We start from the raw sequence: 25,607 nt of genomic DNA on the forward strand, positions 1-25,607 counted from the left end.
CGATTTCCCAATTCCCGATTCCCGATTTCCCAATTCCCAATTCCCGATTCCCCAATTCCCCAATTCCCCAATTCCCTAATTCCCCAATTCCCTAATTCCCCGTTCCCCCGTTCCCCTGTCCCGGTGTCATGCCCATGCAACGTCGCGGACATACCGTGCTGACCCAGTCTTTACACCGTTGGGGATAGTCGTGCAGATGAAGCGTGCGTTGGGCCAGGCGATCAGCCTGTCGTTGCTGGTGATGGCCAGCCCGTCCGTGTTTGCCGTCGAAGCCAGCGCCGCCGGCGCCGGGGCGGTCGACCTGGACCGGGTCGAGGTGCGCCCGCAGCTGGAATCGCAGACCCGCGCGGTCGACCTCAAGCGCAGCAGCGATGCCATCGAAGACGCTGTATCGTCCGATGCCATGGGCGTCTACCCGGACAAGAACGTGGCCGAATCGCTGCAGCGCCTGCCCGGCGTCAGCGTCACCCGCGACCAGGGCGAAGGCCGTTTCGTGGTCATCCGCGGGCTGGATGCCAACCTCAACAGCGTCAGCGTCGATGGCATCGCCATCGGCACCCCGGAGGATTCCAGCCGCGCCGCGCCGCTGGACGTGATTCCCTCCGATTCGACCGAACGCCTGCGCGTGGTCAAATCACCCACCCCGGACATGCCCGGCGATGCCATCGGCGGTGCGATCCTGGTCGAGTCGGCGTCGGCCTTCGACCGCGAAGGCCGCAACCTGCGCGGCAAGATCGAAGCCAGCCACCAGCAGCTGTCCGGCAACACCAGCCCGAAGGCGGCCATCAACTACAGCGAAGTGTTCGCCGATACCTTCGGCGTGGCGCTCGGTGTGAACTACCAGAACCGCAAGTTCGAATCGGACAACACCGAAGTGGAGTACGGCACGTTCGACGGCGGCGCCGACGATGACCTGTTCGCCAACAGCCTGCAGCGCCGCAAGTACGAGATCGAGCGCAAGCGTATCGGCGCCAACCTCAACCTCGACTGGCGGCCCAACGAGGACAGCCGCTACTACCTGCGCACGCTGTACAGCCAGTTCGATGACGCCGAAACCCGCCAGCGCACCCTCTTCAACGTCGGCGACGGCGAGGTGACCGCACTGGGCAACCATCAGTACCGCATCGATGACCTGCCCGCCGATGCGATCCAGAAGCGCATGCGCTACCGCACCAAGAAGGAAAACACCTTCGCCGCCAGCCTGCGCGGAGAGAATCGCCTCAGCGGCGCGGTGCTGGATTACAAGGTCGGCTACACCCGCACCGAAGAACGCGTCAACGACGAGATGGAAGCGCGCTTCGAATACGCCGGCGATGACACCAGCGCCACCGTCGACCAGCGCAGCCGCGTACCCGGCCTTACCCTCGGCGATGCCGGCTGGATGGACAACGGCAACTACGACGTCGACCGTGTCGTGCTTTCGCCCAAGCGCGTGGACGATGAGGAGCGCAGCGCGCAGGTCAACCTCCGTTTCGACGGCGACAACGCCAGTTATAAGTTCGGCCTGCTCGGCCGGTGGCGCGACCGCAACGTGGATACCGACGAGCGCGAACTGCGGGTCGGTCCGGACATCGCGTTGTCGGACTGGACCACTGCCAGCCCGGACCATCGCGGCGGCAGTCTCGGCCAGGGCATGAGTTCGGATGCCATGCGCCGTTACTGGGCCCAGCACGGCGCCCAGTACAGTGCGCGCCCGCAGGACGCCGGCGGCAACGCGCTCACCTCGCTGGAAGAGGACTACACCGCCAGCGAAGACATCTTCGCCAGCTATGCGATGGGCACCTGGGATATCGGCGCGCTGCGCATCATCGGCGGCGTGCGCGTGGAAAATACCCAGTTCACCGCCACCGGCAACAGTGTCGACGTGGCCAGCAATGGCCGCAGCTACACGGTCACCCCGCTCAGCGTGAGCCGCAGCTACACCAACGTGCTGCCCGGCCTGCACCTGCGCTATGACGCCGGCGACGACTGGGTGCTGCGCGCGGCCGCCAACAAGACCGTGTCGCGGCCGTCTTTCGGCGACATCGCCCCGCGCGTCGGCCTGAGCCGGGGGGATGAGGAAGTGCGGATCGGCAACCCGCAGCTGGACCCGTACGAATCCAACAACCTCGATCTGTCGGTGGAGAAGTACATCGGCAGCACCGGTATCATCTCGCTGGGCCTGTTCCACAAGTCGATCGACGGCTACATCGTCAACACTGTGAGCAACAATGATCCGGCGTATCCGGGTTACGAGGTCACCCGCGTGATCAACGGCGAGAAGGCCAACGTCACCGGGGCCGAGTTCAACTGGCAGCAGCAGCTGGCGTTCCTGCCGGCCGGTTGGGACGGGCTGCTGGTCGGCGCCAGCGGCACCTGGCTGGACACCGATTTCGATCCGGGCGTGGCCGGTCGCGAGCGTGACGACTTCATGCTGCCGCGTGCGTCCAAGCATGTGTACAGCGCGCACATCGGCTACGAGAAAGATGCCTTCAGTACCCGCCTCGCCGCGGTGTACCGCAGCGAGTATCTGGACACGCTCGGGGACAGCCGCGCCTACGACATCTACGTGGCGCCCAACACCCAGCTGGATTTCAGCCTGGACTACAAGTTCACCCCGAACGTGAGCGTCTATTTCGAGGCGCAGAACCTGCTCGACAAGCCGCTGGAGCTGTATCAGGGCACGCGCTCGCGCACGTTGCAGATGGAAGAATACGGTCGCACCTATGCGCTCGGCCTGAAGGTGGCCCTGTGAGGCGCGCGCGCCCTGTCATCGGCCTGTTGAGCCTGGCCCTGTTGGCGGCCTGCCGGCACGGGGCTGCGCCGGCACCGGTTGCGCCAGCGGCCGATGCCGCCCGCGCGGTGAGCACGGTAGCCGAAGCCTTCCTGACCCCGATGACGCCGGCCGACAACATCGACTCGCCAGCCAGCTGGACCACCGCCGACGGGCATCGGTGGCTGATCGCCACCGCCAAGGCCACCGACAAGCTGGTGGTGTACGACGGCCAGACCGGTGCACACCTGCGCGACGTCGGCAGCACCGGCACCGCACCGGGCCAGTTCGTCCGCCCCAACGGCATCGCCGTGGTCGATGACCTGGTGCTGATCGTGGAGCGCGACAACCACCGCGTGCAGGTCCTGCAACTGCCCGACTTCACCCCGCTGGGCGTGTTCGCCGCCGACGACCTGCGCAAGCCCTACGGGCTGTGGGTCAACAAGCAGCGGGAGGGCTACGAGGTTTACGTGACCGACTCCTACGACGCTGGCGAGGATGCGCAAGGCAACGACGTGCTGCCGCCGCTGGCCGAACTGGACAAGCGCGTGCGCCGCTACGCGCTCACGGTGAAGGGCGGCGCGCTGGATGCCCGGCTGATATCCAGCATCGGCGACACCAGCGAGGCAGGCGCGCTGCGCGTGGTCGAATCGATCTGGGGCGACCCGGCCAACGACCGCCTGCTGATCGCCGAGGAAGACGAAACCTACGCCAGCGAGATCAAGGTCTACACGCTGGACGGCCGGTTCACCGGCACCACCTTTGGACGCGATGCCTTCAAGGCGCAGGCCGAAGGCGTGATGCTGCGTACCTGCGGCAAGGACGGCTGGTGGATCACCACCGAGCAGGGCAAGCAGCGCAGCGTGTTCCACCTGTTCGACCGGCATACCTTCAAGCACGTTGGCGCGTTCCAGGGCAACAAGGTGGCCAACACCGACGGCATCTGGCTGGACCAGCATGCCTCCACGCGTTTCCCGCACGGCGTGCTGTACGCGGTGCACGACGACCAGGGCGTGGTCGCCTTCGACTGGGCCAGCGTGGCCAGGCAGTTGTCGTTGCCGCTGGAGTGCGCGCCATGAGGCGCACGCGCATGGCCAGCGCGACCGTGCTGCTGGCGTTGCTGCTCGGCAGCGCCCCGCTGATCGCGAACAGCGCGAACACCGTCGCCGAGCCGAACACGCAGGTGCCGGCGAGCAACCGACATTACGCCGCCAGTGGCTTCCCGGACCGGATCGTGGCCTCGCCCGCACAGGACGCCGCGCGCGGTTTCGGCGTGTCGTGGCGGACCGACACGACGGTCGGCACGCCGGTGCTGGAGTGGGTGCTGGCCGGCGATTCGCCCGATGTTGGCCGCGTCACCCGCATCACCGCCAGCACCCGCGTGCTGGACACCGAGAACGGCAGCGCGCATTACCACCGCGCCGATGTCAGCGGACTGCGGCCCGACACGCTGTACCTGTGGCGCGTACAGGGGCAGGCCACGTGGAGTGCCTGGAACCAGCTGCGCACCGCCGGCAGCGCTACCCAGGCGCTGACCCTGCTGTACTTCGGCGATACCCAGAACAAGAACCTCAGCCATGTCTCGCGGGTACTGCGCGCCGGTCTCAAGGCCGCCCCGCAGGCGCGCCTGAGCCTGTTCGCCGGCGACCTGGTCAGCGGCGGCGACGGCCAGGACGACAGCGAGTGGGGTGAGTGGTTCGCCGCCGCGGGCTGGCTGCCGCAGGAAACCGCCGTCGCCCCGGCGATCGGCAACCATGAGTACGTCGAGGAGTTCGAAGACACCCCGCAGGAACGTCGCGTGCTCGGTCGCCATTGGCCGGTGACCTTCGCGCTGCCGCGCAACGGCGTGGACGCGGCCGATACCAGCACCTACTGGTTCGACTACCAGGGCGTGCGCATCGCGGTGCTGGATGGCACCTCGGCACTGGACCTGGGGACCGCGCAGGCGCAGGCCGTCTGGCTGGACAAGGTGCTGGCCGACAACCCGCACCCGTGGAGCATCGTGCTGCTGCACCAGCCGTTCTACTCGCCACGAGAAGGTCGGGAGAACGCCGAACTGCGTGACGTGCTGCTGCCGGTGGTGCGCCGCCATCAGGTCGATCTGGTGCTGCAGGGGCACGACCACACCTATGGCCGTCGTGGCGAAGGGCAGGGCGCGACCCCGCAGTTCATCGTCACCGTGGCCGGGCCGAAGCAGTACCGGTTGTCCGATGCCGCACGTGCCAGCATGGCGCCGGTCGGCGAGGACACCCAGTTGTTCCAGGTGTTGAACATCGACCCGCAGCACCTGCGCTATGAAGCGCGCACCGTCACCGGCCGGCTCTATGATGGCTTCGAGCTGACCCGCAGCACCGATGGCCGCAAGCACAAGACCGAGCTGACGCAAGGACGCATCGCCCCCCGTGACTGCACGCGCGCGCAGACCCTCAAGGGCCGCGCCGACCGTTGCTGGGAATGACCCCCGGGCCGGGCCGCCTCCACGCGCCCGGCCGCTGCTGGAGACGATGATGATCGACACGCGACGCGTAATTCCCCTGGGCGCCATCGCCGCCGCATTGCTGCTGCTCGCTGGCGGTAGTGCCGCCACCAATGCGGTGCTGCACCCGTTCCTGGCTGCCCAGCCCAGGGAAGCACCGGAGGAGGTCAACCTGGCCGTGGAGATCCCGGCCGGCAGCTTTACCAAGTACGAGATCAAGGAGGACGGACTGGTCCATGTGGATCGCTTCCAGTCCATGCCGGTGGCGTATCCGGCCAACTACGGCTCAATGCCACGCACCCTGGCCGGCGACAACGACCCGCTCGATGCGCTGGTGCTCACCCGTGAGCCGTTGCACCCCGGGGTGATCGTGCGCTTCCGCCCGATCGGCTTCCTGAAGATGGTCGATGGCGGCGAGCACGACGAAAAAGTCATCGGCGTGCCCACCGACAAACTCGATCCCACCTACGCCAACATCCGCGACCTGCAGGACCTGCCGCTGATCGAACGCCAGCGCATCGAGGCGTTTTTCCGCGTCTACAAGGACCTGCCCGAGGGACGCAATCCGGTGCAGCTCAATGGCTGGGGCACTGCGGCCGACGCCAAGGCCTTGATCGGCGCGTCGATGCAGCGTTTCGAGCTCAAGCAGCAGCGCCAGAAGGGCGATTGACCGCGACGCGCGCGTTGTATGATCCGCGCTTCGGGTTCGCGGGAACGACGCAATGGCGAAGGCGCGCTGGGTAGAGGGGCTGGGGGTCACCCTGCTGGTGCTGGAACTGCTGTTGCTGGCAGTGCCGGTCACCGTGCTGGATGGCTTCGGCCTGCTGGTGCTGGCCTACCCGAATTCGCATCCGGACCACACACCGATGCTGGTGGGGACGGTAGTGGCCACGGTCGCGCTGATCGGTTTCTGGCGGCTGACCTTCGGCTTCCTGCTCGATGGCCTCAGCCTGAAGCGCGTCCCGGCCTGGGCGCGCTGGAGCGCCGGCAGCGGCGCGTTGCTGTGCCTGCTCGCCCTGCTGGTGGCTGCCGTCTTCGACCGGCTTACCGCCTGGGCGCTGGTGGGTGTTTTCGGTCTGCCGGTGATGGTGCCGCTGGGGCATATGCTGGCCGTGTCCTGGGGTCAACCAACGCCACCGCCATTGCCGTGAGCGGCGTCAGTCGCGCGCTGCCACGGCGTTGTCCGCACGGCGTTTGAACACCGTCATTTCCTTTCCCGCCTGTTTGTCACCGTTGCGCTGGGCCACGTCGATACCCTGTTGCCAGGCCTGTGACGCGGCATGCGCATCGCCGGCGGCCAGCCACGCCTTGCCCAGCAGCTTCCAGCCGGCGGAGTAGCCGGGGTCCTGCGCCACGCAGTGGAGCAGGTGCGATGTCGCCCCTGCCGGATCGCCAGCCTCGAGCAGGCCCTTGCCCAGGCTGAAACGGAGCAGCGCGTTGTCGCGTCCGCTGTCGAGCATGCGTTGCAATGCAGCTAGGTCCATGGCGGTGTTTTCGTGTCGGGGAGGTGGGGGCAGGCCTGCTTCACGGCGTCGCCTGGCCATCGATGCGCGCATAGCGGCCGCGATGGTAGGCCAGCGCCTCACCGGGTGCGGCCTGGAAATGCTCGACGCGCCCGACGATCAGTAGATGGTCGCCCAGCGCCACCGTGCGATGCACCGCGCATAGCAGCCAGCCCACCGCATCGGGGACCCGCGGCGCTTCTCCGCTGAGATCCAGCAAGGCCATGTTGGCCAACTCACGCCTCAGCAGCGGATCGGCGAAACGACGCGCCAGCGCCTCCTGCGCAGAGGACAACACGTTGATGCCGAACCATCGCGCTGCTGCGAATACCGGCAGGTCGGCCGAACGCGCGCCGATGCTCCACGCGACCAACGGCGGATCCAGCGACAGCGAGGTAAACGAGTTGATCGTCATCGCCACCACCTGCCCCTGGATATCGCGTGCCGTGGCGATCGCCACGCCGGTCGGGTATTGCCCGAAGACGTGGCGCAGCGCGACCAGGTCGGGCCCGGTGGCGCCGGAGGGCGGTGCCGCAATGGCCTGCGCGTTGCCGACCGGGCCCGGTTTCATCAGCGGCCGCCGGCGGCCTGGAAGCGGCGCGTCACTTCGGTCCAGTCGATCAGGTTGAAGAAGGCGGCGATATAGTCTGGCCGACGGTTCTGGTAGTGCAGGTAATAGGCGTGCTCCCAGACATCCAGCCCCAGGATCGGCACGCCGCCGGACAGGTTGGCGTAAGCGCCCATCAGCGGGCTGTCCTGGTTGGGGCTGCTCTCGACCAGCAGCTTGCCGTCACTGCCGAGCGTCAGCCACGCCCAGCCGCTGCCGAAACGGGTCTGCGCCGCCTTGGTGAAGGCGTCTTTGAAGGCCTGGTAGCCGCCGAGGTCACGTTCGATGGCGGCCGCCAGCGCGCCCTGCGGCGTGCCGCCGTCGGTGCTTAGCACGGTCCAGAACAGGCTGTGGTTGGCATGCCCGCCGCCGTTGTTGCGCACGGCGTTGCGTACGCCTTCCGGCAGCGATGCGATGTCGGCAATCAGTTGCTCGATCGGTGTTGCCTTGATGCCTGCCTCGGCCAGCGCGGCGTTGAGATTGTTGACGTAGGCCTGGTGGTGGCGCGCGTGGTGGATTTCCATCGTCTGCGCATCGAAATGCGGCTCGAGGGCGTCGTAGGCGTAGGGCAGGGCGGGGAGGGTGTAGGACATCGCAGACAACTCCGTGGAAAGAGCGGTCATGATCGGACCTGAAGCATGGTTGAGGTCAAGCGCATTGATGCGTTCGATTCATGATCCGACAGCGCGTGCGGCATGCTTCAACCGACCGTGCCCGACGGCTCATGGATCGGGCAGCGGTTGAACTGTGAGCGGAACTGCCGCGATGCGGCCATCACAACGCGGCGGGCACGGTTGAGGCTACCCAGCGGGCGGTGTGCCGCCAAGGCGTGCCACGGCGCGAATGCAAGGCCGTCTTCGCGCGCCTCGGCATCGGAGCTCCACGCCGGCTGCGCGCCGACCACCAGGCGTCCGACTGCCACGAACGGACTGAGCGCTGCGGGCCATACCACCGAGGCGTCCTCGATCGGCATCTGTTCCAGATCACGGCACAGCTGCACCCGCAGCTCCCATTCGACCGGCGCATCGAGGTGTTCAAAGAAGGCGCCGATCGCCTCGCGCTGCGTATCGGCCGTCGATGCCAGTGGCTGGCCGGTCAGCGCGAGCAGTGCGGGCGAGACCGGCACCCAGGAGAACTTGGCCATGTACGGCCCATACAGGAACGGGACCTGGGTGAAGAACGTTTCGCCCAGCGGATGGTGCTGGGGTTCACCGCCCAGCGCCTTCAACGTCGCGCTTTGCCCGCCTACCGCTTCGAGCGCCGCTTCGGTGCCGCGCAGCGCCGCCGACAGCACCGGTTTGGTCCGCGGCATGCGTTCGGTGGTGGACGCCAGCAGCTTGGCCGAGCGCAGGAATCCTTGGATGCCGGGCGTGCTGAAGGCCGGTCCGTTGACCATCAGGAAGTCCTGGCTGTGCTGCTCCTCGCCCCCCTCCACCCGCGCACCGGGGACGTCCAGCAGCTTTACTGCCATCGCGCGGGGCGTGGACACGGTATCGGGCAGTTGCTCGGCGGGCGGTGAGGACAGGCGCACCAGCGCTTTGTACGTACCGGCGGCGGCGAACAGGCCCTGTGCAAGCTCGGCGGGGAGCCCATCGAGCACCTGGAAGCGGCCTGTCAGCAGGGCGTGGCCCTTGGCGTGCACCGCGCGGTGTGCATGGCCTTCATGCTCGGCCACGGTGCGGGCCATACCGGTGAACACCGTCGCCAGCTCGGCGATGGTGTCTTCCTCGTCGTCTTGGCGATGTTCAATGTCGGGCGAATAGACAACAGCAGGCGCGAACGTGGCCATGGCAACGGCATCCTTGTGGGGCAGGTCAGGGAGCCGGCGCATGACAAGACCGTGCTTACGCCTTGGCAACAGCCGGCTGGGGGGGCAGGACACCACCTTGGCGGGTGCGGCGTGCAGGGTGGGTGCAGGGCACATGGCGTCCGTGCGAAGACGTGGCGCGGTGCATTCACCACTCCAGCGTCTCGAAGAAGCGTTCGGCCGCGTCTTCCTCGCCCAGCACCGTGGCCAATGCGCCCAGCGCCGCGTCACGATGCGCCGGGCGCAGCGCGCCATCGTCGTCTTCCAGGTCGTCCCCGGCGTCGAGGTACACCGTACCGATGGCCGCGATGGCGGCGAGGAAGGTCGTCAGGTCCTGCGTCAGTACCGACGCCTGCCAGCGGCCCGCACCGTGGAACGCGAACAGGACCTGGCCGCTGTCGCGATCGAAGATGAAGGGGTCGGCATTCTGTTCGGCGATCACCAGCCAAGGGTCGGGCCAATCGGTGAGGCGCTCACCGCTGTCGCCTTGCCACCGATAGCCGGCCTGCAGGGACCACAGCCGATGCAGGGGCGGGAAACACACGTTGACGCCCGGGATGTCGATGCCGACCGGTCCCACGTTGGCATGCATGGTCTCGCCCCACGGGCCTATCTGCGCGTAGAACGCCGCCAGCGGGGCGGGCAGCGGTAGCTCGCCACGCCACAGATCTGCCGGCTGGGCATGCAGCGGGCCGAAGCGGGCGAAGGATGCGTGCAGTGTGTGCATGGCCGATGTCGTTGCAGGGAAGGAGGCGAAGACTAGCCATCGCCTCGGGGAGGCACAACCGTATCCGCGCGGCGACGACCGGCACCGTCTTTCACGCGCGCTGGCTATCATGCGCCCTGTTTCCTCTCATTGGACGGTCGTCGTGTCGCTAGCGCTGGTGTGGTTCCGCCGGGATCTTCGTCTGCAGGACAACCCAGCCTTGCAGGCCGCGCTGGATGCTGGACACGTGCCGGTGCCGGTCTACATCCATGCGCCGCATGAGGAAGGCGATTGGGCGCCCGGTGGCGCGTCCAATGCCTGGCTGCACCGTTCGCTGGCCGCGCTCGATGCAGACCTGCGTGGCCGTGGCTCGTCGCTGGTGCTGTGTCGCGGCGACAGCCAGGCCGAACTTGAGCGGTTGATCGCCGCATCCGGTGCGGTGGCGGTGTACTGGAACCGCAAGTACGAACCGGCCACCCAGCCGCGCGATGCGAGGATCAAGCGCGACCTGCGCGAGCAGGGCATCGAGGCGCAGAGCCACAACGGCAGCCTGATGCTGGAGCCATGGGATATCACCACCCTGCAGGGTGGCCCGTACAAGGTGTTCACTCCGTACTGGCGCAACGCACTCACCCGCCTGCAGCTGCCCGCGCCGGTCCGTGCGCCGGCGTCGCTGCCGGCCCATCCGCTGCAGGGCGAGGCGCTCGATACGCTCGGCTTGGCGGCAACGTTGCCGTGGGATGCCGGATTCTGGACGCACTGGCAGCCGGGCGAGGCGGGCGCGCAGGAGGCGTTGACGGTGTTCATCGACGGGGCGCTCAACGGCTATCGGCAGCAGCGTGACCTGCCTGACCGGGTGGGCACCTCGCTGCTGTCCCCGCATCTGCATTTCGGCGAGATTGCGCCGTGGCAGGTCGTGCATCAGTTGCAGCCGGCGCGCAGTGCCAGCCGCGACGCCGACATCGATGGCTACATCCGCGAACTGGGCTGGCGTGAATTCTCCTACCACCTGCTGCATCACTTCCCGCAGACCCCCGACCACAACCTCAACCCGCGCTTCGACGGCTTCCGCTGGGCCGCGCCCAATGCGGGGCAGTTGCAGGCGTGGCAGCAGGGGCGCACGGGCATTCCGATCATCGATGCAGGTATGCGCGAGCTGTGGGCCACCGGCTACATGCACAACCGGGTACGCATGCTGGTGGCCAGTTTCCTGTGCAAGCATCTGCGCCAGCACTGGCGCGAGGGCGCGCGCTGGTTCTGGGACACGCTGGTGGATGCCGACCTGGCCAACAACACCATGGGCTGGCAGTGGGTGGCCGGGACCGGTGCGGATGCGGCGCCGTACTTCCGCATCTTCAATCCGGTGACCCAATCGGAGAAGTTCGATCCGCAGGCGCGTTACATCACCCGCTGGGTGCCCGAACTGGCCGCGTTGCCGCTCAAGGCGCGCTTTGCGCCCTGGCAGCATCCGCACCTGCTGGCCGAACACGCACCGTCCTATCCGACGCTGCCGCTGGTTGATCTGGCCGCCGGGCGCGATGCGGCGCTGGCGGCGTACCGGCATACCGGCGGGGCATGAGCGGCGCCGGACAGGTCGGGTCAGAAACCTGAACGCGGGGGAGACGGCCGCACGTGTCGTCATGTCGGCATCGCGTCAGGCTGTTTATGCTCTTTCCCGCCCGCACGCCGATACACCGGTAACCAAGGAGAACATCATGATCCGACCTGCAACCCGTAACGTGGCCCTGGCCCTTATGACCGCCGCCGCTTTGTCGGCCTGCGCCACCGGCGGCTCGTACGTCCAGTCCGACCCCTACGGCAACCCGACCCAGCAGCAGAACAAGACCGGCCGCAATGCGCTGATCGGTACTGCCGTGGGCGTGGCCGCCGGTCTGCTCAGCGGCAACAGCGCTACCGAGCGCCGCCAGCACGCGATGATCGGTGCCGGTATCGGCGCGCTCAGTGGTGCGGCGATCGGCCAGTACCAGGATCGCCAGGAACGCGCGCTGCGCGAACGTACCGCCAACACCGGTATCGATGTGTCGCGTGATGGCGACAACCTGACCCTGAACCTGCCGGACGGCATCACCTTCGATTTCGGCAAATCCACGCTGAAGCCGCAGTTCTACGGCTCGCTCAACGGCGTGGCGAGCACGCTGGCCGAATACAACCAGACCATGATCGAAGTGGTCGGCCACACCGACAGCATTGGCAGCGACGCGGTCAACAATCGCCTGTCCAAGGAACGCGCCGACTCGGTCGCCGCCTACCTGACCGCCCAGGGCGTGCAGGGCGCGCGCATCGAAACCCTCGGCGCCGGCAAGGCGTATCCGATCGCCGACAACAGCACCGACGCCGGCCGCGCGCAGAACCGCCGCGTGGAGATCCGCGTGATTCCGCTGCGTCAGTAACATCTGGCGTTGTTGAGGCTCGGGCCACGTGCCGGAGCAAAAATGCCGCCTTTGTAGGCGGCATTTTTTTGTTTTTCTCCCATCGCTCCCGCAGGCACCGAACGCGCGCTACGACCTCTCAGACGCGGGGGTCGGGGGGCGGGCGCTGGGCCCCCATGCCCTTTCCGGCGACACCCCCGGCCGCGGGGCGGCCTCCTCCTTTATCCGCCTCCAAGGGCATGGGTGCCCAGCGCCCGACCCACCAACCAGAGCCAAAAAAGCCTCGCAAGCCGAGCCCCGTAGCGGCCGGTAGGCTCCTGGGCAAAATCAAGGAGGAGGCCGCAGGCCGGGGGACATTTGCGCCAGGGGCCTACCGGCCGTTACGGGGCCCTCACGCGCGCGGCACGCCAAAGCGAAGACCTCTCTCGATCCACACGGCACCCAGGCGGCGAAGCCACACGCATAACACCACGCGCCAAGCCTTCGCAGTAGGACGCTCCCTCCATCGGGAGAGGAGCGTCCTTTCTGTGCGATGCCGACGCCCTCACCAGTCGTACTGCACCTGCAGCCGCGCATACCGCGGCGTGGTGTAGTAGCGCGCCTTGCCGTAGTTGAAGTAGTCGGTCACCGTCCCGGCGGAATTGACGTCGTAGCGCGCCTCATACACCTGCACCGGCTTGATCGAATTGAACAGGTTGATCACCGACAACTGCACGCTCAGCCCCGGCAGCGCGGCCGGCGAATACACCACGTTCGGGTTGACCGACATCGTCCACGGCGTGCGTCCACTGCTGCCCACCTTGGAAAGGTCGTCCATACCGACGTTGCAGGTGTGGAACACACCGCGATAGCCGAAGTCGGTATCGAAGGTGCCGTTGCCGCCGCCCAGGCAGCTGATCGGCGTCCCGGACTGCACCAGCAGATTCGCGCCCAGCTGCCACTGCGGGGTCAACTGGTAACTGCCGTACAGTTTGAAGCTGTGGCGACGATCATTGAACAGGTAGCCATCGGCGCCGTAGGACAGTTCCTTGAAGTCGAAGTCCGAGGTCGTGCCGGTGTCGTCCTGGCCGTTGGTGCTCTTCACCAGGCCTTCGTAGTTGCCGTACAGCTTGGCCCAGGTGTAGTTCACGCTGGCATACCAGCGTTCGGTCCGCTTCTCCGCCGACAGGCTCAGCGAGCGGTAGCTGCGCTTGGCCTTGGGGCCCAGTTCGCTGCCAGGAACAGTGATGGTGTCCGGCTTGCCGTCGCCATCGACATCAATGTCCAAGGTCAGGTCGCTGCCGGGATTGAAGATCCAGCAGCCGGGCAGGCCGCCCGGAACCTCCCATTCGCTGTCCCAATGCGAGACGTCGTAGCCGGCCGCCTTGGCCGCGTTGTACAACGATCGCGAATCGCAGGTGTCATCGATCACCTGATTGATCCGGCGCAGGGTGATCTTGGCGCCCAGCGTCCAGCCATCGACCCAATCGTTGGAGGAGCGCAGTTGCCGTTGATAGCCGAGGATCGCCTCGTCCTGCGTGTAAGGCTTCAACCCGCGGGATGCGACCGCGCGCGGATCGGGCGTGCTGCCGTCGGCGCCGTTGACTACGCTGTCGGCGCTGCCGTTGCGATACGAGCCGGTGATGTTGGGCTTGCCGGTGACCGGGTCGTAGCCGTCGTAGGTGTAGTAATCCATCGTGTAGTACGACGCGGTAGCCGCGCGCAGTGCCACGTTGGCGGCGATGGGCAGCGAGTAGCGGCCGAGCGATGCGTACAGCTTACTGTCGCCGTCGCCGGTGGGATCCCACGAAAGGCCCAGCCGCGGCTGCCAGATATTGGACTGCTTGACGAACGTCGCGCCGCTGCCGTTGCGGTTGTCGAACGAATCATTGCGCAGCCCGGCGTACAGCATCAGCCGGTCGGTGACCTGCCAATGGTCTTCCAGGTACCACGACGCCTGCTTGACGCCGATGCGGCCACCGGTGCGGAAATCGATGCGCTGTGCGTAGTTGGCGTAGAGGTTCCAGTAGGCGCCGCTGGAATAGGCGGTGCCCTGCACCGAGGTCCAGTCCTCCTTGCTGTAGCCGCCGCCGAGCTGATGGTTGCCCAGCTGCCAGACCAGGTCGGCCTGGTTGTTGCTGCGCTCGTTGCTGCCCGCACGCAGGCCGAGCTGGCTGTTGACCGCGCAGCCCACCTGCTTGCCCAGTACGCGGTCGACCACGTAAGGGCAGTCGCCGTCGGCGGCGTTGATGTCGCCATCGTAGTCGCCACGCTGTCCGTCCGGGCTGATCGTGTACTCGCCGTTGGTATTGCGCATGCGCCCGTGCTGCAGGCTGGCGGTAACATCATCGCCGAGCTGGCTGGTCCACTTGAACACGTTGGTGGTGCCGCCGGAGCGGCCTTCCAGGCGCCCTCGGTAGTCGCCCTTGTCTACTGCCGCACCAGGCTGGTCGCTGGCGTACTCGGTGTCGTAATAGTCGTAACGGTAGCGGCGGCGATTGTCGAAACCGGTGTATTCCAGGTGGTTGCGGTCGTTGAGGTACCAGTCGAGTTTCAGCAGCCAGTAGGGATCGCGCGCGCGGTAGTCCTGTGCAGACGCCGCCAGCGACGTGGGCGGCACGGGGGTGTCCGGATCGCGCGCGCTGCGCGGGTTGCTCGACGAACGTCCGCCGAAGGCGGTTTTGTCCGATCGGGTCAGGCTGCCCAGCGCGAACACGAACAGCTTGTCCTCGATCAACGGGCCGCCGGCCCAGGCGCTGAACACATCGCTGGACTGGCGGTTGTTGTCGTACGAACGCAGGATGCTGCCATCGGTGCGAAGCGTATCGGGCGCATTTTCGCGCAGGGCGTCCGGTGCCGTGGTCCAGCTGACCCCGCCTTTCCAGGTGTTGGTGCCGCGCTTGACGTTGACGCTGGTGACCCCGCCAGTGGAAAACCCGTAACGCGCGCCATAGCCGCCGGTCTGCACATCCAGTTGGTCGATGGCCTGGAAGGGCACTTCGGCGAAGGACAGGCTGTCGAACAGGTTGGTGACGTTGAAGCCGTTGATGTAGTAACTGTTCTCGGCTGCCGATGCACCGCCGAACGAGGCCGGCCCGAAGAAGCTGCTGCTGGCTACCGTACCCGGGGTGAGCAGCGAGATGCTGGTGACATCGCGCGCAACCGGCAGCGTGTTGAGCTGTTCGGCGGTAAAGGTGGTGCGGGTCTCCACACTGCCGAGGTCGATCGGTGCCACGCTGCTGGCACGCACGTTCACCGCTTCCAGCGTGGCGGCCTTGGCGAAATCGGCCTGGGTGGTCTGCCCGGCGACCACGGTTACCTGGCGTTGATCGGTGGTGCCGTCGGTACGGGTGATGCGGACGTCATACTGGCCGGTCGGCAAGGCCGGCAGGCGGAACCTGCCGTCGGCGCTGATGCGGGCGTCACGGGAGGTGCCGGCCTCCAGGCTGCGGATCTGGACGCTGCCGCCGGCGGCATCGGGGACATGCCCGAGGATGTCCCCGACCGTGCTCTGGGCCAACGCGGGCAGCGGCGTCAACATCGCCATCAGCAGGAGGGACAGGGTGGTCTTGCGCGGTTGGATCCTGCACGTACGGAACGGGTGATGCATGTCTTCGCCTCCAGTGCGTCCGGCCGGGGTGGCCGGGTCGAGTGGGGCGGACGCTAGTCCTCGGGCGCGGACGAAAAAACGTGTGGCGTCGCCAGGACGTTGCGTAACGTGACGCGGCGCAGAAATAACGCCGTCCCACGCATCGAGACGTGACCGGGTTCGCTCAAAAACCTTCTGCATCATTGCGAAGGGTGAAAAACAGGATCGTGCCGTTAGCGACAATCCGCGCGTCGTCGCCGACGAAAAAACGCCGCCCGGAGGCGGCGTTGTCAGGTAGGGAGGCCGTGTTCGGCTACGCCGTCGGTCAGCCTGCGGTGACCGTCTCCAGGATCCGCTTGCCGGTGGCCTGCAGTTCGTCTTCGGCCTGCGCGTTGTGCTGTTTGGCGTACTTGGCGTTGGGGCACTGCGCCAGCATGTAGTTGGCGTCGAAGTCGAGCTTGGCGACCAGGAAATCGACGAAGGCGCGCACCTTCGGCGAGACCAGCCGGCCGCCGGCGAACACCGCGTTGAAGTCCACTTCCGGCCCGGTCCAGCCGGCCAGCACGCGCCGCACCATGCCCGATTCGACGAAGGGTTTTGCCATCACATCACCGGTCAGCAGCAGGCCTTCGCCGCATACCAGCGCGCCGTTCAACGCCGAGGGGTCATTGGCGACCAGCAGCGGATTGACCGGGAAATCGCGCAGGTCACCACCGTTTTCGCCCAGCTGCCAGAAGAACCGGTTGTTGTTGAGGTTGCGTGCCTTGCGCATCGCCAGGATGCGATGGAACTGCAGCTCGTCCGGATGCAGCGGCTCGCCATAGCGTTCGATGTAGGCCGGGCTGGCGAACACCTGCGTGCGCAGGCTGCCAAGCTTGCGCGCCACCAGGTTGGAATCGGGCAGGGTGCCCACGCGCAGGGCAAGGTCGGCTTCGCCGGCGATCAGGTCCAGCTTCTCGTTGCCCAGGTGCATGTCCAGCTGGATTTCCGGATATTGCGCATGGAATTCGCCCAGCAGCGGTGCGATCCAGGTGATGCCGATCGAATAGGGCACGGTAAAACGCAGCCAGCCACGCGGACCGGACTGCAGTTGGTTGACCGCGCCTTCGGCTTCTTCCAGCTCGCGTGCGATGCGCTGGCAATGCTCGTGGTAGACCGACCCGGCCTCGGTCAGGCCCAGCCGGCGGGTGGTCCGGTGCAGCAGGCGCGCGCCAAGCCGCGTTTCCAGTTCCTGCACCTTGCGGCTGACGGTGGTCTTGGGCAGGCCAAGTGCAGTGGCCGCGGCGATGAAACTGCCTTGCTCGACCACTTTGACGAAGATCAGCGTGTCGTTGAGATCGTGTGCCATGACGGGGTCCGAAGTCGTGGAGGGGTAGGTTGCCCGAAAGATTGTGCCGGGAACGGGATGATTATTCCCCTTAATCCGGACTAATCAAGTAGCAATTTGAGGACTAATCTGGCGCCATTCCCGAAACGAAGGACGTCAACCATGTGGTTGCGGAACATTCTTGGCCGCGTGCTCAGCGGCCGCAAGGCCCCGCTGGAACTGGCGATGACCGTAGAGAGGCGCCCCTCCGGCTTCTCCCACAAGGCTTTCCGTGAGTTCACCCCACCGGCCAACCTGCAGCGCGGCGGCAGTCTGCAGCTTGGCGCCCGCCATGGCGACCGACTGGGCCGGATTGGGATTATCCCGGCGGCGGGAGTGAAAGTCCCATGAGTGGGACGCTGGCCCCCGAGGTCCTGGTCCTGGGCGGCACCGGGAGTGTCGGCCAGGGCATCGTGGCTGCGCTGCTGGAGGCCGGCAGCCCGGTTCTGGTGGTCGGCCGCGACTCCGCTCGGCTGGCCGCCCTGCAGGAACAGTTCGCCGACGAGCCCGGGCTGGAAACCCTGCTCGGCTCGCTCGGCGACGACGGCTCGGCCCGCACCGTGGCCGAGCGCATCGGCATGCGGCGCCGCAGGCTGGCGGCCGTGGTCGATGCAATGGGCGGCCCGTACAACCGCGGCCGGGTCACCGACCGCAGCGGCGATGCCCTGTTGCAGGCGTTGCAGGCCGACGTGATGCCGCACGTCCACGCTGGCCGCCACCTGCTGCCGCTGCTGCGCGGTGGCGCACACACCCTGCGTTACGTGCTGGTCGGCGGCCCGGCCGGCTTCAAGCCGTGGGCCGGGCATGGCGAGTCGTCCATCACCATGTCCACCACGCGCATGTACGCGCAGGTGCTGCACCAGGAAGCGCAGGCGCTGGGCGTACGCGCGCAGATGCTGGAAGTGTGCAGCCCGGTGTGCACGCCCACCAACGCGGCAAACGCCTGCATCGAATGGCCCAGCGCCCTGCTGGTCGGGCGCCGCCTGGTGTCGTTGCTGGACAACTGTACGGATAACCGCGCCATCGTCCGCTGCGACGCCCGCGATGCCGAACTGCCGCGGGGCCTGCTGCACCTGGATTGGCCTCCCCCACCGCTGCGCAACGTCGCCGGTACCGCTTGACCTCTACCAAGGTTCAGGTCCCAGGCTACGCCACCCACGTCGCCCCGCGCTCAGATTTCCTATCACCCCCCTCCGTACGGATGCATGTCATGACCTCCCAGATTTCCACCCCCTCCCGTATCACCCGACGGCTGGCCATGGCCGGCGTGTCGATCCTCGCCGCGGCCGTGCTGGCCGCCTGCAGTGGCAGCCACGCCGAAGAAGCGGGCATGCCGCCGCCGCCCTCGGTCAGTGCCGCGCCGGTGCTGATCAAGCCGGTCAGTCAGTGGGATGACTTCAGCGGCCGCGTCGAAGCGGTGCAGAGCGTGGAGCTGCGTCCGCGCGTGTCCGGCTACATCGATAAGGTCAATTACGTCGAGGGCGAGGAAGTGAAGAAGGGCGATGTGCTGTTCACCATCGACGCCCGCAGCTACCAGGCCGAGTACGACCGCGCCCGCGCCGAACTTGCCCGCGCCCGCACCCAGTCCACGCTGGCCCGCAGCGAGTCCGAGCGCGCCAAGAAGTTGTCCGACCAGCAGGCCATCTCCACCGAAACCTGGGAACAGCGCCGCGCCGCGGCCGACCAGGCCGGAGCCAGCGTGCAGGCCGCGCAGGCCGCGCTGGATGCGGCGGCACTGAACCTGGAATTCACCAGGGTGCGTGCCCCGATCAACGGCCGCGCCGGTCGCGCGATGGTCACCGCCGGCAACCTGGTCACCGCCGGCGACAGCGCCAGCGTGCTGACCACGCTGGTCTCGCTGGACAAGGTGTTCGTGTACTTCGATGCCGACGAAGGCACCTTCCTGCGCTACGCGCAGATGGCCCGCAAGGGCGAGCGCCCGAGCGAGCGCGACAGCGACCTGCCGGTCAAGGTCGGCCTGTCCGGCGAAGAGGGCTACCCGCACGAAGGCAAGGTCGACTTCCTGGACAACCAGGTCACCCGCAGCACCGGCACCATCCGTGTCCGCGCGCTGCTGGACAACGCCGACCGCACCTTCACCCCGGGCCTGTTCGCCCGCGTACAGCTGCTCGGCAGCGGCCAGTTCCAGGCCATGCTGATCGACGAGAAGGCCGTGCTCACCGACCAGGACCGCAAGTACGTGTACGTGGTCGACAAGGAAGGCAAGGCGCAGCGCCAGGACATCACCCTGGGCCGCAACGCCGACGGGCTGCGCATCGTGCAGCAGGGCCTGAAGGCCGGCGACCGGGTGATCATCGACGGCGTGCAGAAGGTCTTCATGCCCGGCATGCCGGTGCAGGCCAAGGTCGTCGCCATGCAGCCCGTTGCCGCGCCGGCTGCGCCTGCGACGGCACCCGTTGCATTGAATTAAAGGCAGCCGACTGACAGTCGGCTCTACCGTCATGTAGCAGCCGACCCCACCGTCGGCTCTACCGTGTCTGCCACCGCCCCGTGCAGGGGAGCCCGCCACCGCTGTCGCCTGCGACAGCGGCCGGAGTCGTGCACGCCGGCGCTGGTGAAACCCCAGGAATCCACCCATGGACTTTTCCCGTTTCTTCATCGACAGGCCGATTTTCGCGGCGGTGTTGTCGATCGTGATCTTCGCCGCCGGCCTGATCTCCATTCCGATGCTGCCCATCGGTGAGTACCCGGACGTGGTGCCGCCGTCGGTGGTGGTGCGCACCGTGTATCCCGGCGCCAACCCCAAGGTGATCGCCGAAACCGTGGCCACCCCGCTGGAGGAGGCCATCAACGGCGTCGAGGGCATGATGTACCTCAAGTCGGTGGCCGGCTCCGATGGCGTGCTGCAGATGACCATCACCTTCCGCCCGGGCACCGACCCGGACGATGCGGCGGTGAAGGTGCAGAACCGCGTCGCCCAGGCGCAGGCCCGCCTGCCCGAGGACGTGCGTCGACAGGGTGTCACCACCCAGAAGCAGTCGCCGACCTTCCTGATGGTGGTGCACCTGACCTCGCCGAAGGGCAAGTACGACACCCTGTACCTGCGCAACTACGCACGCCTGCACGTCAAGGACGCGCTCGCGCGCATCCAGGGCGTGGGCGATGCGCAGATCTTTGGTGGTGGCGACTACGCCATGCGCGCCTGGCTGGACCCGGACAAGGTTGCCGCGCGCGGCCTGACCGCCAGCGATGTGGTTGGCGCCATGCGCGAGCAGAACGTGCAGGTCTCGGCCGGCCAGCTCGGTGCCGAGCCGATGCCCAACAGCCAGTTCCTGACCCTGATCAACGCCCAGGGCCGCCTGCGCAGCGAGAAGGAGTTCGGCGACATCGTGCTCAAGAGCGGTACCGACGGTGAAGTGGTGCGCCTGTCCGATGTGGCCCGCGTGGAACTGGGTGCCGGCGACTACACCCTGCGCTCGCAGCTGGACGGCAAGAACGCGGTCGGCATCGGCATCTTCCAGGCCCCCGGCGCCAATGCGCTGGATATCCGTGATGCGGTGATGGCCAGCATGGACGAAATGCAGAAGACCATGCCGGACGACGTCAAGTACGAAGCGGTGTATGACACCACCATCTTCGTGCGCGACTCGATCAAGGCCGTGGTTTCCACCCTGCTTGAAGCCATCGCGCTGGTCGTGCTGGTGGTGATTCTGTTCCTGCAGACCTGGCGCGCCTCGATCATTCCGTTGATCGCCGTGCCGGTGTCCATCGTGGGTACGTTCGCCGCGCTATACCTGTTGGGGTTCTCGATCAACACGCTGAGCCTGTTCGGCCTGGTGCTGGCGATCGGCATCGTGGTCGATGACGCGATCGTGGTGGTGGAAAACGTCGAGCGCAACATCGAGGAAGGTCTCACTCCGTTGGCCGCCGCCCACCAGGCGATGCGCGAAGTGTCCGGCCCGATCGTCGCCATCGCGCTGGTGCTGTGTGCGGTGTTCGTGCCGATGGCGTTCCTGTCCGGCGTCACCGGTCAGTTCTACAAGCAGTTCGCCGTCACCATCGCCATCTCCACGGTGATCTCGGCGATCAACTCGCTGACCCTGTCGCCGGCCCTGGCCGCGCGCCTGCTCAAGCCGCATGGCGCGCCGAAGGATGGCCCGAGCCGTCTGATCGACCGTCTGTTCGGCTGGGTGTTCCGTCCGTTCAACCGCTTCTTCAAGTCCAGCTCGGAGAAGTACGAGCGCGGCGTGTCGAAGATCCTCGGCCGTCGTGGTGCGGTGTTCCTGGTCTATGCGGTGCTGCTGGTGGCCACCGGTTTCATCTTCAAGGTGGTGCCGCCGGGCTTCATCCCTACCCAGGACAAGCTGTACCTGATCGCCGGCGTGAAGCTGCCGGAAGGCTCGTCGATCGCGCGTACCGATGAAATGCTGCGCAAGGTCGCCAAGATCGCCCAGGAAACCGAGGGCGTGGCCCACACGATCTCGTTCCCCGGGTTGAACGCGCTGCAGTTCACCAACACGCCCAACACCGGTGTGGCATTCATTCCGCTCAAGCCGTTCAACGAGCGCCATGGCCGCACTGCCGCGCAGATCAACGCCGAGATCAACCAGAAGATCGCCGGCCTGCAGGAAGGCTTCGCGTTTGCGATGATGCCGCCGCCGATCCTCGGGTTGGGCAACGGCAACGGCTACCAGATGTTCATCGAAGACCGTGGCAACCTGGGGTACGGCGCGCTGCAGAATGCCGTCCAGGCGATGCAGGGTGCGGTGGCGCAGACCCCGGGCATGGCCTTCCCGATCACCAGCTACCAGGCCAACGTGCCGCAGCTGGATGCGGAAGTGGACCGGGTCAAGGCCAAGGCCCAGGGCGTGCAGCTGACCGAGCTGTTCGACACTCTGCAGACCTACCTCGGCTCGTCCTACGTCAACGACTTCAACCAGTTCGGACGTACCTGGCAGGTGATCGCCCAGGCCGACGGCCAGTTCCGCAACAACGTGGAGGACATCGGCAAGCTGCGTACCCGCAATGATCGCGGTGAGATGGTGCCGATCGGCTCGATGGTGACCGTCAAGGAGACCTTCGGCCCGGACCCGGTGCTGCGCTTCAACGGTTACCCGGCGGCCGATCTGGCCGGCGAAGCCGACCCGCGCATGCTCTCCTCGGCCGAAGCGATGAACAACCTGACCGCCATTGCCGCCAAGGTGCTGCCGGTGGGCATGACCACCGAATGGACCGACCTGAGCTACCAGCAGGCCACCCAAGGCAAGGCTGCCTTCATCGTGTTCCCGGTGGCGATCCTGCTGGCGTTCCTGGTGCTGGCCGCGCTGTATGAAAGCTGGTCCCTGCCGCTGGCAGTGATCCTGATCGTACCGATGACTCTGCTGTCGGCGTTGTTCGGCGTGTGGTTGACCGGTGGCGACAACAACGTGTTCGTGCAGGTCGGCCTGGTGGTGCTGATGGGCCTGGCGTGCAAGAACGCGATCCTGATCGTCGAGTTCGCCCGCGAGCTGGAAATGGGCGGCAAGGGGATCGTGGAAGCCGCGCTGGAAGCCTGCCGCCTGCGTCTGCGTCCGATCGTGATGACCTCCATCGCCTTCATCGCCGGCACCGTGCCGCTGGTGCTGTCCCATGGCGCCGGTGCGGAAGTCCGCTCGGTGACCGGCATCACCGTGTTCGCCGGCATGCTGGGCGTGACCCTGTTCGGCCTGTTCCTGACCCCTGTGTTCTACGTGGCCCTGCGCAAGTTCGTCAGCCGTAATGGCGGCGGGCAGCTGGTCACCCACGGCGAACCGACCATCCACCATTGATTCCGTCCCCCGCGAGGTTTTTCACATGAATACCGCTACCCAAAAGATCGCCCTGGTCACCGGTGCCACCCGCGGCATCGGCCTGGAAACCGTCCGCCAGCTGGCCCAGGCCGGCGTGCATACGCTGCTGGCCGGGCGCAAGCGCGACGTCGCCGTGGCCGAGGCGCTGAAGCTGCAGGCCGAAGGCCTGCCGGTGGAAGCGATCCAGCTCGACGTCGGCGATGCCGCCAGCATTGCCGCCGCCGTGCAGACCGTCACCGAACGCCACGGGCGCCTGGACATCCTGGTCAACAACGCCGGCATCCTGCTCGACGACCCCAAGCTGGCGCCGTCGGCACAGACCCTGGATACCTGGCGCGCCACCTTCGACACCAACGTGTTCGCGGTGATTGCCGTCACCCAGGCGTTGCTGCCGCTGCTCAACGCCTCGCCGGCCGGCCGCATCGTCAACGTGTCCAGCATCCTCGGCTCGCTGACCCTGCACAGCCAGCCGGGCTCGTCGATCTACGGCTTCGCCGTGCCGGCCTACAACGCCTCCAAGAGCGCGGTGAATGCCTGGACGGTGCAGCTGGCCTATGAGCTGCGCGAGAGCACCACCAAGGTCAACACCGTGCATCCGGGCTATGTCAAAACCGACATGAACGGTGGGGAGGGCGAGATCGACGTCAGCGAAGGCGCACGCTCGAGCGTGGGCATGGCGCTGATCGGCGCCGACGGCCCGAACGGCAGCTTCACCTACCTCGGCGAGGTGCTGCCATGGTGATCCGCCTGTTGACCGTGGCCGTGACCAGCGCGCTGCTGGCCGGCTGCGTCAGCGTCGGCCCCAACTACCAGGCGCCACCGGCACAGCCGGTGACCCTGCAGGGCGCCGCCGCGCCGGTGTTCACCAACGCCTCGCCGGTCGCCAGCTGGTGGGCGCAGTTCGACGACCCGGTACTGGAACAGCTGGTGCATGACGCACTCGGCGACAACCTGGACCTGCGCATTTCGATGGCCCGCGTGCGTGAAGCGCGCGCGGTGTTCGTCGAGCAGCGCCTGGACCAGCTGCCGCACGTCACCGCCGACGGCAGCTACGACCGCCGCAAGCAGCCCGACGCCACCGTCGGCGGCGAGCGGGTATTCAGCGAAACCTACCAGCTCGGCTTCGACGCTGGCTGGGAACTGGACCTGTTCGGTCGCCAGCGCCGCGCGTCCGAAGCGGCGCGTGCCGACCTGGGTGCCGAGCAGGACAACCTTGCCGATGCCCAGGTCACCGTGGCCGCCGAAGTGGCACGCAACTACTTCGAACTGCGGGGTACCCAGAAGCGCATCGCGGTCGCCAAGCGCACCCTGGTCAACCTCCGTGATACCCAGCGGCTGACCGAAGCGCGCTGGGAACTCGGTGCAGGCAGCGAGCTGGACGTGCAAAGCAGCCGCGCGCGATTGAAGGCCATCGAAGCGGACATCCCGCTGCTGGAAGTGTCCGAAGTGCAGTCGCGGCATCGCCTTGCCGTGCTGCTGGGGCAGCGTCCGGATGCATTGGACGCACTGCTGCAGCCGCGTGAAGTGCCGGCCTATGCCAAGCAGCTGCCGCTCGGTGACACCACCGATCTGCTGCGCCAGCGCGCCGACGTGCGCAGTGCCGAGCGTCGCCTGGCGGCGGCTACCGCACGCGTTGGCGTGGCCACGGCCGACCTGTTCCCGCGGATCAGCCTCACCGGCTTCGTCGGTTTCCTGTCCGGCGATGCCAGTGGGTTGGTCAACGGCAGCAACAAGGCCTGGTCGATGACCCCGTCGATCAGCTGGGCCGCGTTCGACTTCGGCACCGTCAAGGCACGCCTGCGGGCGAGCAAGGCGCAGGCCGACGGCGTTGCCGCCGAGTACGAAAAGGCGGTGTTGCTGGCGCTGGAAGACACCGAGAATGCGTTGACCCGCTATGCCAAGCAACAGGCGCGGTTGGGCATCGTCGCCGAGCAGGCCCAGGCCGCCCGGCGTGCCGAGCAGCTGGCGCAGATCCGCTACCGCGAGGGCTCGGAAGACTTCCTGACCCTGTTGGACGCCCAGCGCACGCAGCTGGCGGCCGACGACGCGCTGGCCGCGGCCGAGTCCACGGTCAATGTCAGTGTGGTGGGGGTGTACAAGGCCCTGGGCGGCTGGGGCCAGCAGCAGGAGGCCGCACCGCCGGCCGTGGCTGGCACGCTGCGTTGAGCCGATGCGGGAGGGCGGCCAGACCGCCCTCCCGTGTGATCTGCGTCAGAATTTGCCGCCATGCATGATCAGTGAAGCGGCCGTTGGCGTCTTTGCCACTGACGTCCGCACCAACCCGGGTGATACAAAACTCCCCTTTTCCAGGGGAACACCTCATGATCGACCGTGACCAGTGGCGGACAGCCTCGACCGCCACTCGGAGCGCTCAGGCGGCCCTGTCGCCCAGCGCGCTGGTGTTGCTGATTCTGGCGGCGCTGGTGGTGGCCCTGGGTTTTGCCCGGCTTCCGGACACCTTGCTGGACATCGGCGTGGTCGTGGTCGGGCTGTTCATCGCCGTCGGCGCACGCATCTGCCAGGCCCGCGACCAGCATCTGGCCTTGTGTCGAATGCTGGGTGAGGATCACCCACAACGCCGGCATTGAGTTCGCCTGTCAGCGTCCGGGGGGCGATGCGGCGTGACGCAACAGTCACGCAGGCT

Annotated in this window: 21 protein-coding genes; 14 read left to right on the plus strand and 7 right to left on the minus strand. The window is 66.9% G+C overall.

Annotated features, from left to right (window positions below):
• The first annotated feature begins 241 nt into the window (after window positions 1-241).
• The 5 genes from NR101_RS02310 to NR101_RS02330 are packed head-to-tail and all read left to right on the plus strand — an operon-like array spanning window position 242 to window position 6,379.
• Window positions 242-2,734 carry a TonB-dependent receptor gene (locus NR101_RS02310; RefSeq protein WP_256774148.1) on the plus strand — a complete coding sequence of 831 codons (2,493 nt, stop codon included), beginning with the start codon at window positions 242-244 and terminating at the stop codon, window positions 2,732-2,734.
• A 23-nt stretch (window positions 2,735-2,757) separates the two neighbouring features.
• Window positions 2,758-3,831, plus strand: a complete 1,074-nt coding sequence (locus tag NR101_RS02315) for a phytase (RefSeq protein ID WP_256774147.1) — start codon at window positions 2,758-2,760, stop codon at window positions 3,829-3,831.
• Window positions 3,828-5,210, plus strand: a complete 1,383-nt coding sequence (locus NR101_RS02320) for a metallophosphoesterase family protein (protein WP_256774050.1) — start codon at window positions 3,828-3,830, stop codon at window positions 5,208-5,210. The genes NR101_RS02315 and NR101_RS02320 overlap by 4 nt, the downstream gene beginning before the upstream one ends.
• 49 nt (window positions 5,211-5,259) lie before the next feature.
• Entirely contained in the window at window positions 5,260-5,898 is a 639-nt protein-coding gene (locus tag NR101_RS02325) for an inorganic diphosphatase (protein WP_256774049.1), read from the plus strand.
• A gap of 52 nt (window positions 5,899-5,950) precedes the next feature.
• On the plus strand, window positions 5,951-6,379 hold the full coding sequence (locus NR101_RS02330; RefSeq protein ID WP_256774048.1) for a hypothetical protein: 429 nt from the start codon (window positions 5,951-5,953) through the stop codon (window positions 6,377-6,379).
• Window positions 6,380-6,385: 6 nt separating this feature from the next.
• On the opposite strand, the gene NR101_RS02335 is transcribed toward NR101_RS02330, so the two are convergent.
• The 5 genes from NR101_RS02335 to NR101_RS02355 all read right to left on the minus strand — a co-directional run bounded on the left by NR101_RS02335 (window position 6,386) and on the right by NR101_RS02355 (window position 9,871).
• Window positions 6,386-6,712: a hypothetical protein gene (locus NR101_RS02335; protein WP_256774047.1), complete on the minus strand. Its 327-nt coding sequence runs from the start codon at window positions 6,710-6,712 to the stop codon at window positions 6,386-6,388.
• A 40-nt stretch (window positions 6,713-6,752) separates the two neighbouring features.
• The gene (locus NR101_RS02340) at window positions 6,753-7,301 is read right to left on the minus strand and encodes a flavin reductase family protein (RefSeq protein ID WP_256774046.1); all 549 of its coding nucleotides are present in this window, start codon (window positions 7,299-7,301) and stop codon (window positions 6,753-6,755) included.
• Window positions 7,301-7,930: a superoxide dismutase gene (locus NR101_RS02345; RefSeq protein WP_256774146.1), complete on the minus strand. Its 630-nt coding sequence runs from the start codon at window positions 7,928-7,930 to the stop codon at window positions 7,301-7,303. The genes NR101_RS02340 and NR101_RS02345 overlap by 1 nt, the downstream gene beginning before the upstream one ends.
• 107 nt (window positions 7,931-8,037) lie before the next feature.
• Window positions 8,038-9,126 carry a catalase family protein gene (locus NR101_RS02350; protein WP_256774045.1) on the minus strand — a complete coding sequence of 363 codons (1,089 nt, stop codon included), beginning with the start codon at window positions 9,124-9,126 and terminating at the stop codon, window positions 8,038-8,040.
• A gap of 166 nt (window positions 9,127-9,292) precedes the next feature.
• Entirely contained in the window at window positions 9,293-9,871 is a 579-nt protein-coding gene (locus NR101_RS02355; protein ID WP_256774044.1) for a hypothetical protein, read from the minus strand.
• A 142-nt stretch (window positions 9,872-10,013) separates the two neighbouring features.
• On the opposite strand from NR101_RS02355, the gene NR101_RS02360 reads away from it, so the two are divergent.
• Window positions 10,014-11,429, plus strand: a complete 1,416-nt coding sequence (locus tag NR101_RS02360) for a deoxyribodipyrimidine photo-lyase (protein ID WP_256774043.1) — start codon at window positions 10,014-10,016, stop codon at window positions 11,427-11,429.
• A gap of 136 nt (window positions 11,430-11,565) precedes the next feature.
• Window positions 11,566-12,261 (plus strand): OmpA family protein, encoded by a 696-nt coding sequence (locus tag NR101_RS02365; protein WP_256774042.1) that lies wholly within the window; start codon window positions 11,566-11,568, stop codon window positions 12,259-12,261.
• 523 nt (window positions 12,262-12,784) lie between these two features.
• Here the strand turns inward: NR101_RS02365 and NR101_RS02370 are convergent.
• Entirely contained in the window at window positions 12,785-15,829 is a 3,045-nt protein-coding gene (locus tag NR101_RS02370) for a TonB-dependent receptor (RefSeq protein WP_256774041.1), read from the minus strand.
• A gap of 304 nt (window positions 15,830-16,133) precedes the next feature.
• Window positions 16,134-17,156: a LysR family transcriptional regulator gene (locus tag NR101_RS02375; protein WP_256774040.1), complete on the minus strand. Its 1,023-nt coding sequence runs from the start codon at window positions 17,154-17,156 to the stop codon at window positions 16,134-16,136.
• Between the two features lie 141 nt (window positions 17,157-17,297).
• Here NR101_RS02375 and NR101_RS02380 point away from each other — a divergent pair, with 141 nt between their 5' ends.
• The 7 genes from NR101_RS02380 to NR101_RS02410 all read left to right on the plus strand — a co-directional run bounded on the left by NR101_RS02380 (window position 17,298) and on the right by NR101_RS02410 (window position 25,551).
• Window positions 17,298-17,525 carry a hypothetical protein gene (locus NR101_RS02380; protein ID WP_256774039.1) on the plus strand — a complete coding sequence of 76 codons (228 nt, stop codon included), beginning with the start codon at window positions 17,298-17,300 and terminating at the stop codon, window positions 17,523-17,525.
• A complete protein-coding gene (locus NR101_RS02385) occupies window positions 17,522-18,295 on the plus strand; it encodes an SDR family NAD(P)-dependent oxidoreductase (RefSeq protein ID WP_256774038.1) in 774 nt (257 codons plus the stop codon). Before NR101_RS02380 ends, NR101_RS02385 begins: the two co-directional genes overlap by 4 nt.
• Before the next feature lie 89 nt (window positions 18,296-18,384).
• Window positions 18,385-19,605: an efflux RND transporter periplasmic adaptor subunit gene (locus tag NR101_RS02390; RefSeq protein WP_256774037.1), complete on the plus strand. Its 1,221-nt coding sequence runs from the start codon at window positions 18,385-18,387 to the stop codon at window positions 19,603-19,605.
• A gap of 166 nt (window positions 19,606-19,771) precedes the next feature.
• Window positions 19,772-22,942: a multidrug efflux RND transporter permease subunit gene (locus tag NR101_RS02395; RefSeq protein WP_256774036.1), complete on the plus strand. Its 3,171-nt coding sequence runs from the start codon at window positions 19,772-19,774 to the stop codon at window positions 22,940-22,942.
• Window positions 22,943-22,967: 25 nt separating this feature from the next.
• A complete protein-coding gene (locus NR101_RS02400; RefSeq protein ID WP_256774035.1) occupies window positions 22,968-23,705 on the plus strand; it encodes an SDR family oxidoreductase in 738 nt (245 codons plus the stop codon).
• A complete protein-coding gene (locus NR101_RS02405) occupies window positions 23,699-25,129 on the plus strand; it encodes an efflux transporter outer membrane subunit (protein ID WP_256774034.1) in 1,431 nt (476 codons plus the stop codon). The genes NR101_RS02400 and NR101_RS02405 overlap by 7 nt, the downstream gene beginning before the upstream one ends.
• Window positions 25,130-25,284: 155 nt before the next feature.
• Window positions 25,285-25,551 (plus strand): hypothetical protein, encoded by a 267-nt coding sequence (locus tag NR101_RS02410; RefSeq protein ID WP_256774033.1) that lies wholly within the window; start codon window positions 25,285-25,287, stop codon window positions 25,549-25,551.
• Window positions 25,552-25,607: the final 56 nt, after the last annotated feature.

Source organism: Stenotrophomonas sp. Ste86 (assembly GCF_024519465.1).
Lineage (GTDB): Bacteria > Pseudomonadota > Gammaproteobacteria > Xanthomonadales > Xanthomonadaceae > Stenotrophomonas.

Bases quoted from the DNA above. Each gene is read 5' to 3' on its own strand.
- NR101_RS02340 (WP_256774046.1), bottom strand. From the start codon at position 7,301: ATGAAACCGGGCCCGGTCGGCAACGCGCAGGCCATTGCGGCACCGCCC.
- NR101_RS02350 (WP_256774045.1), bottom strand. From the start codon at position 9,126: ATGGCCACGTTCGCGCCTGCTGTTGTCTATTCGCCCGACATTGAACAT.
- NR101_RS02410 (WP_256774033.1), top strand. From the start codon at position 25,285: ATGATCGACCGTGACCAGTGGCGGACAGCCTCGACCGCCACTCGGAGC.
- NR101_RS02390 (WP_256774037.1), top strand. From the start codon at position 18,385: ATGACCTCCCAGATTTCCACCCCCTCCCGTATCACCCGACGGCTGGCC.
- NR101_RS02385 (WP_256774038.1), top strand. From the start codon at position 17,522: ATGAGTGGGACGCTGGCCCCCGAGGTCCTGGTCCTGGGCGGCACCGGG.
- NR101_RS02375 (WP_256774040.1), bottom strand. From the start codon at position 17,156: ATGGCACACGATCTCAACGACACGCTGATCTTCGTCAAAGTGGTCGAG.
- NR101_RS02345 (WP_256774146.1), bottom strand. From the start codon at position 7,930: ATGTCCTACACCCTCCCCGCCCTGCCCTACGCCTACGACGCCCTCGAG.
- NR101_RS02395 (WP_256774036.1), top strand. From the start codon at position 19,772: ATGGACTTTTCCCGTTTCTTCATCGACAGGCCGATTTTCGCGGCGGTG.
- NR101_RS02365 (WP_256774042.1), top strand. From the start codon at position 11,566: ATGATCCGACCTGCAACCCGTAACGTGGCCCTGGCCCTTATGACCGCC.
- NR101_RS02355 (WP_256774044.1), bottom strand. From the start codon at position 9,871: ATGCACACACTGCACGCATCCTTCGCCCGCTTCGGCCCGCTGCATGCC.
- NR101_RS02405 (WP_256774034.1), top strand. From the start codon at position 23,699: ATGGTGATCCGCCTGTTGACCGTGGCCGTGACCAGCGCGCTGCTGGCC.
- NR101_RS02330 (WP_256774048.1), top strand. From the start codon at position 5,951: ATGGCGAAGGCGCGCTGGGTAGAGGGGCTGGGGGTCACCCTGCTGGTG.
- NR101_RS02310 (WP_256774148.1), top strand. From the start codon at position 242: ATGGCCAGCCCGTCCGTGTTTGCCGTCGAAGCCAGCGCCGCCGGCGCC.
- NR101_RS02325 (WP_256774049.1), top strand. From the start codon at position 5,260: ATGATCGACACGCGACGCGTAATTCCCCTGGGCGCCATCGCCGCCGCA.
- NR101_RS02400 (WP_256774035.1), top strand. From the start codon at position 22,968: ATGAATACCGCTACCCAAAAGATCGCCCTGGTCACCGGTGCCACCCGC.
- NR101_RS02380 (WP_256774039.1), top strand. From the start codon at position 17,298: ATGTGGTTGCGGAACATTCTTGGCCGCGTGCTCAGCGGCCGCAAGGCC.
- NR101_RS02335 (WP_256774047.1), bottom strand. From the start codon at position 6,712: ATGGACCTAGCTGCATTGCAACGCATGCTCGACAGCGGACGCGACAAC.
- NR101_RS02320 (WP_256774050.1), top strand. From the start codon at position 3,828: ATGAGGCGCACGCGCATGGCCAGCGCGACCGTGCTGCTGGCGTTGCTG.
- NR101_RS02370 (WP_256774041.1), bottom strand. From the start codon at position 15,829: ATGCATCACCCGTTCCGTACGTGCAGGATCCAACCGCGCAAGACCACC.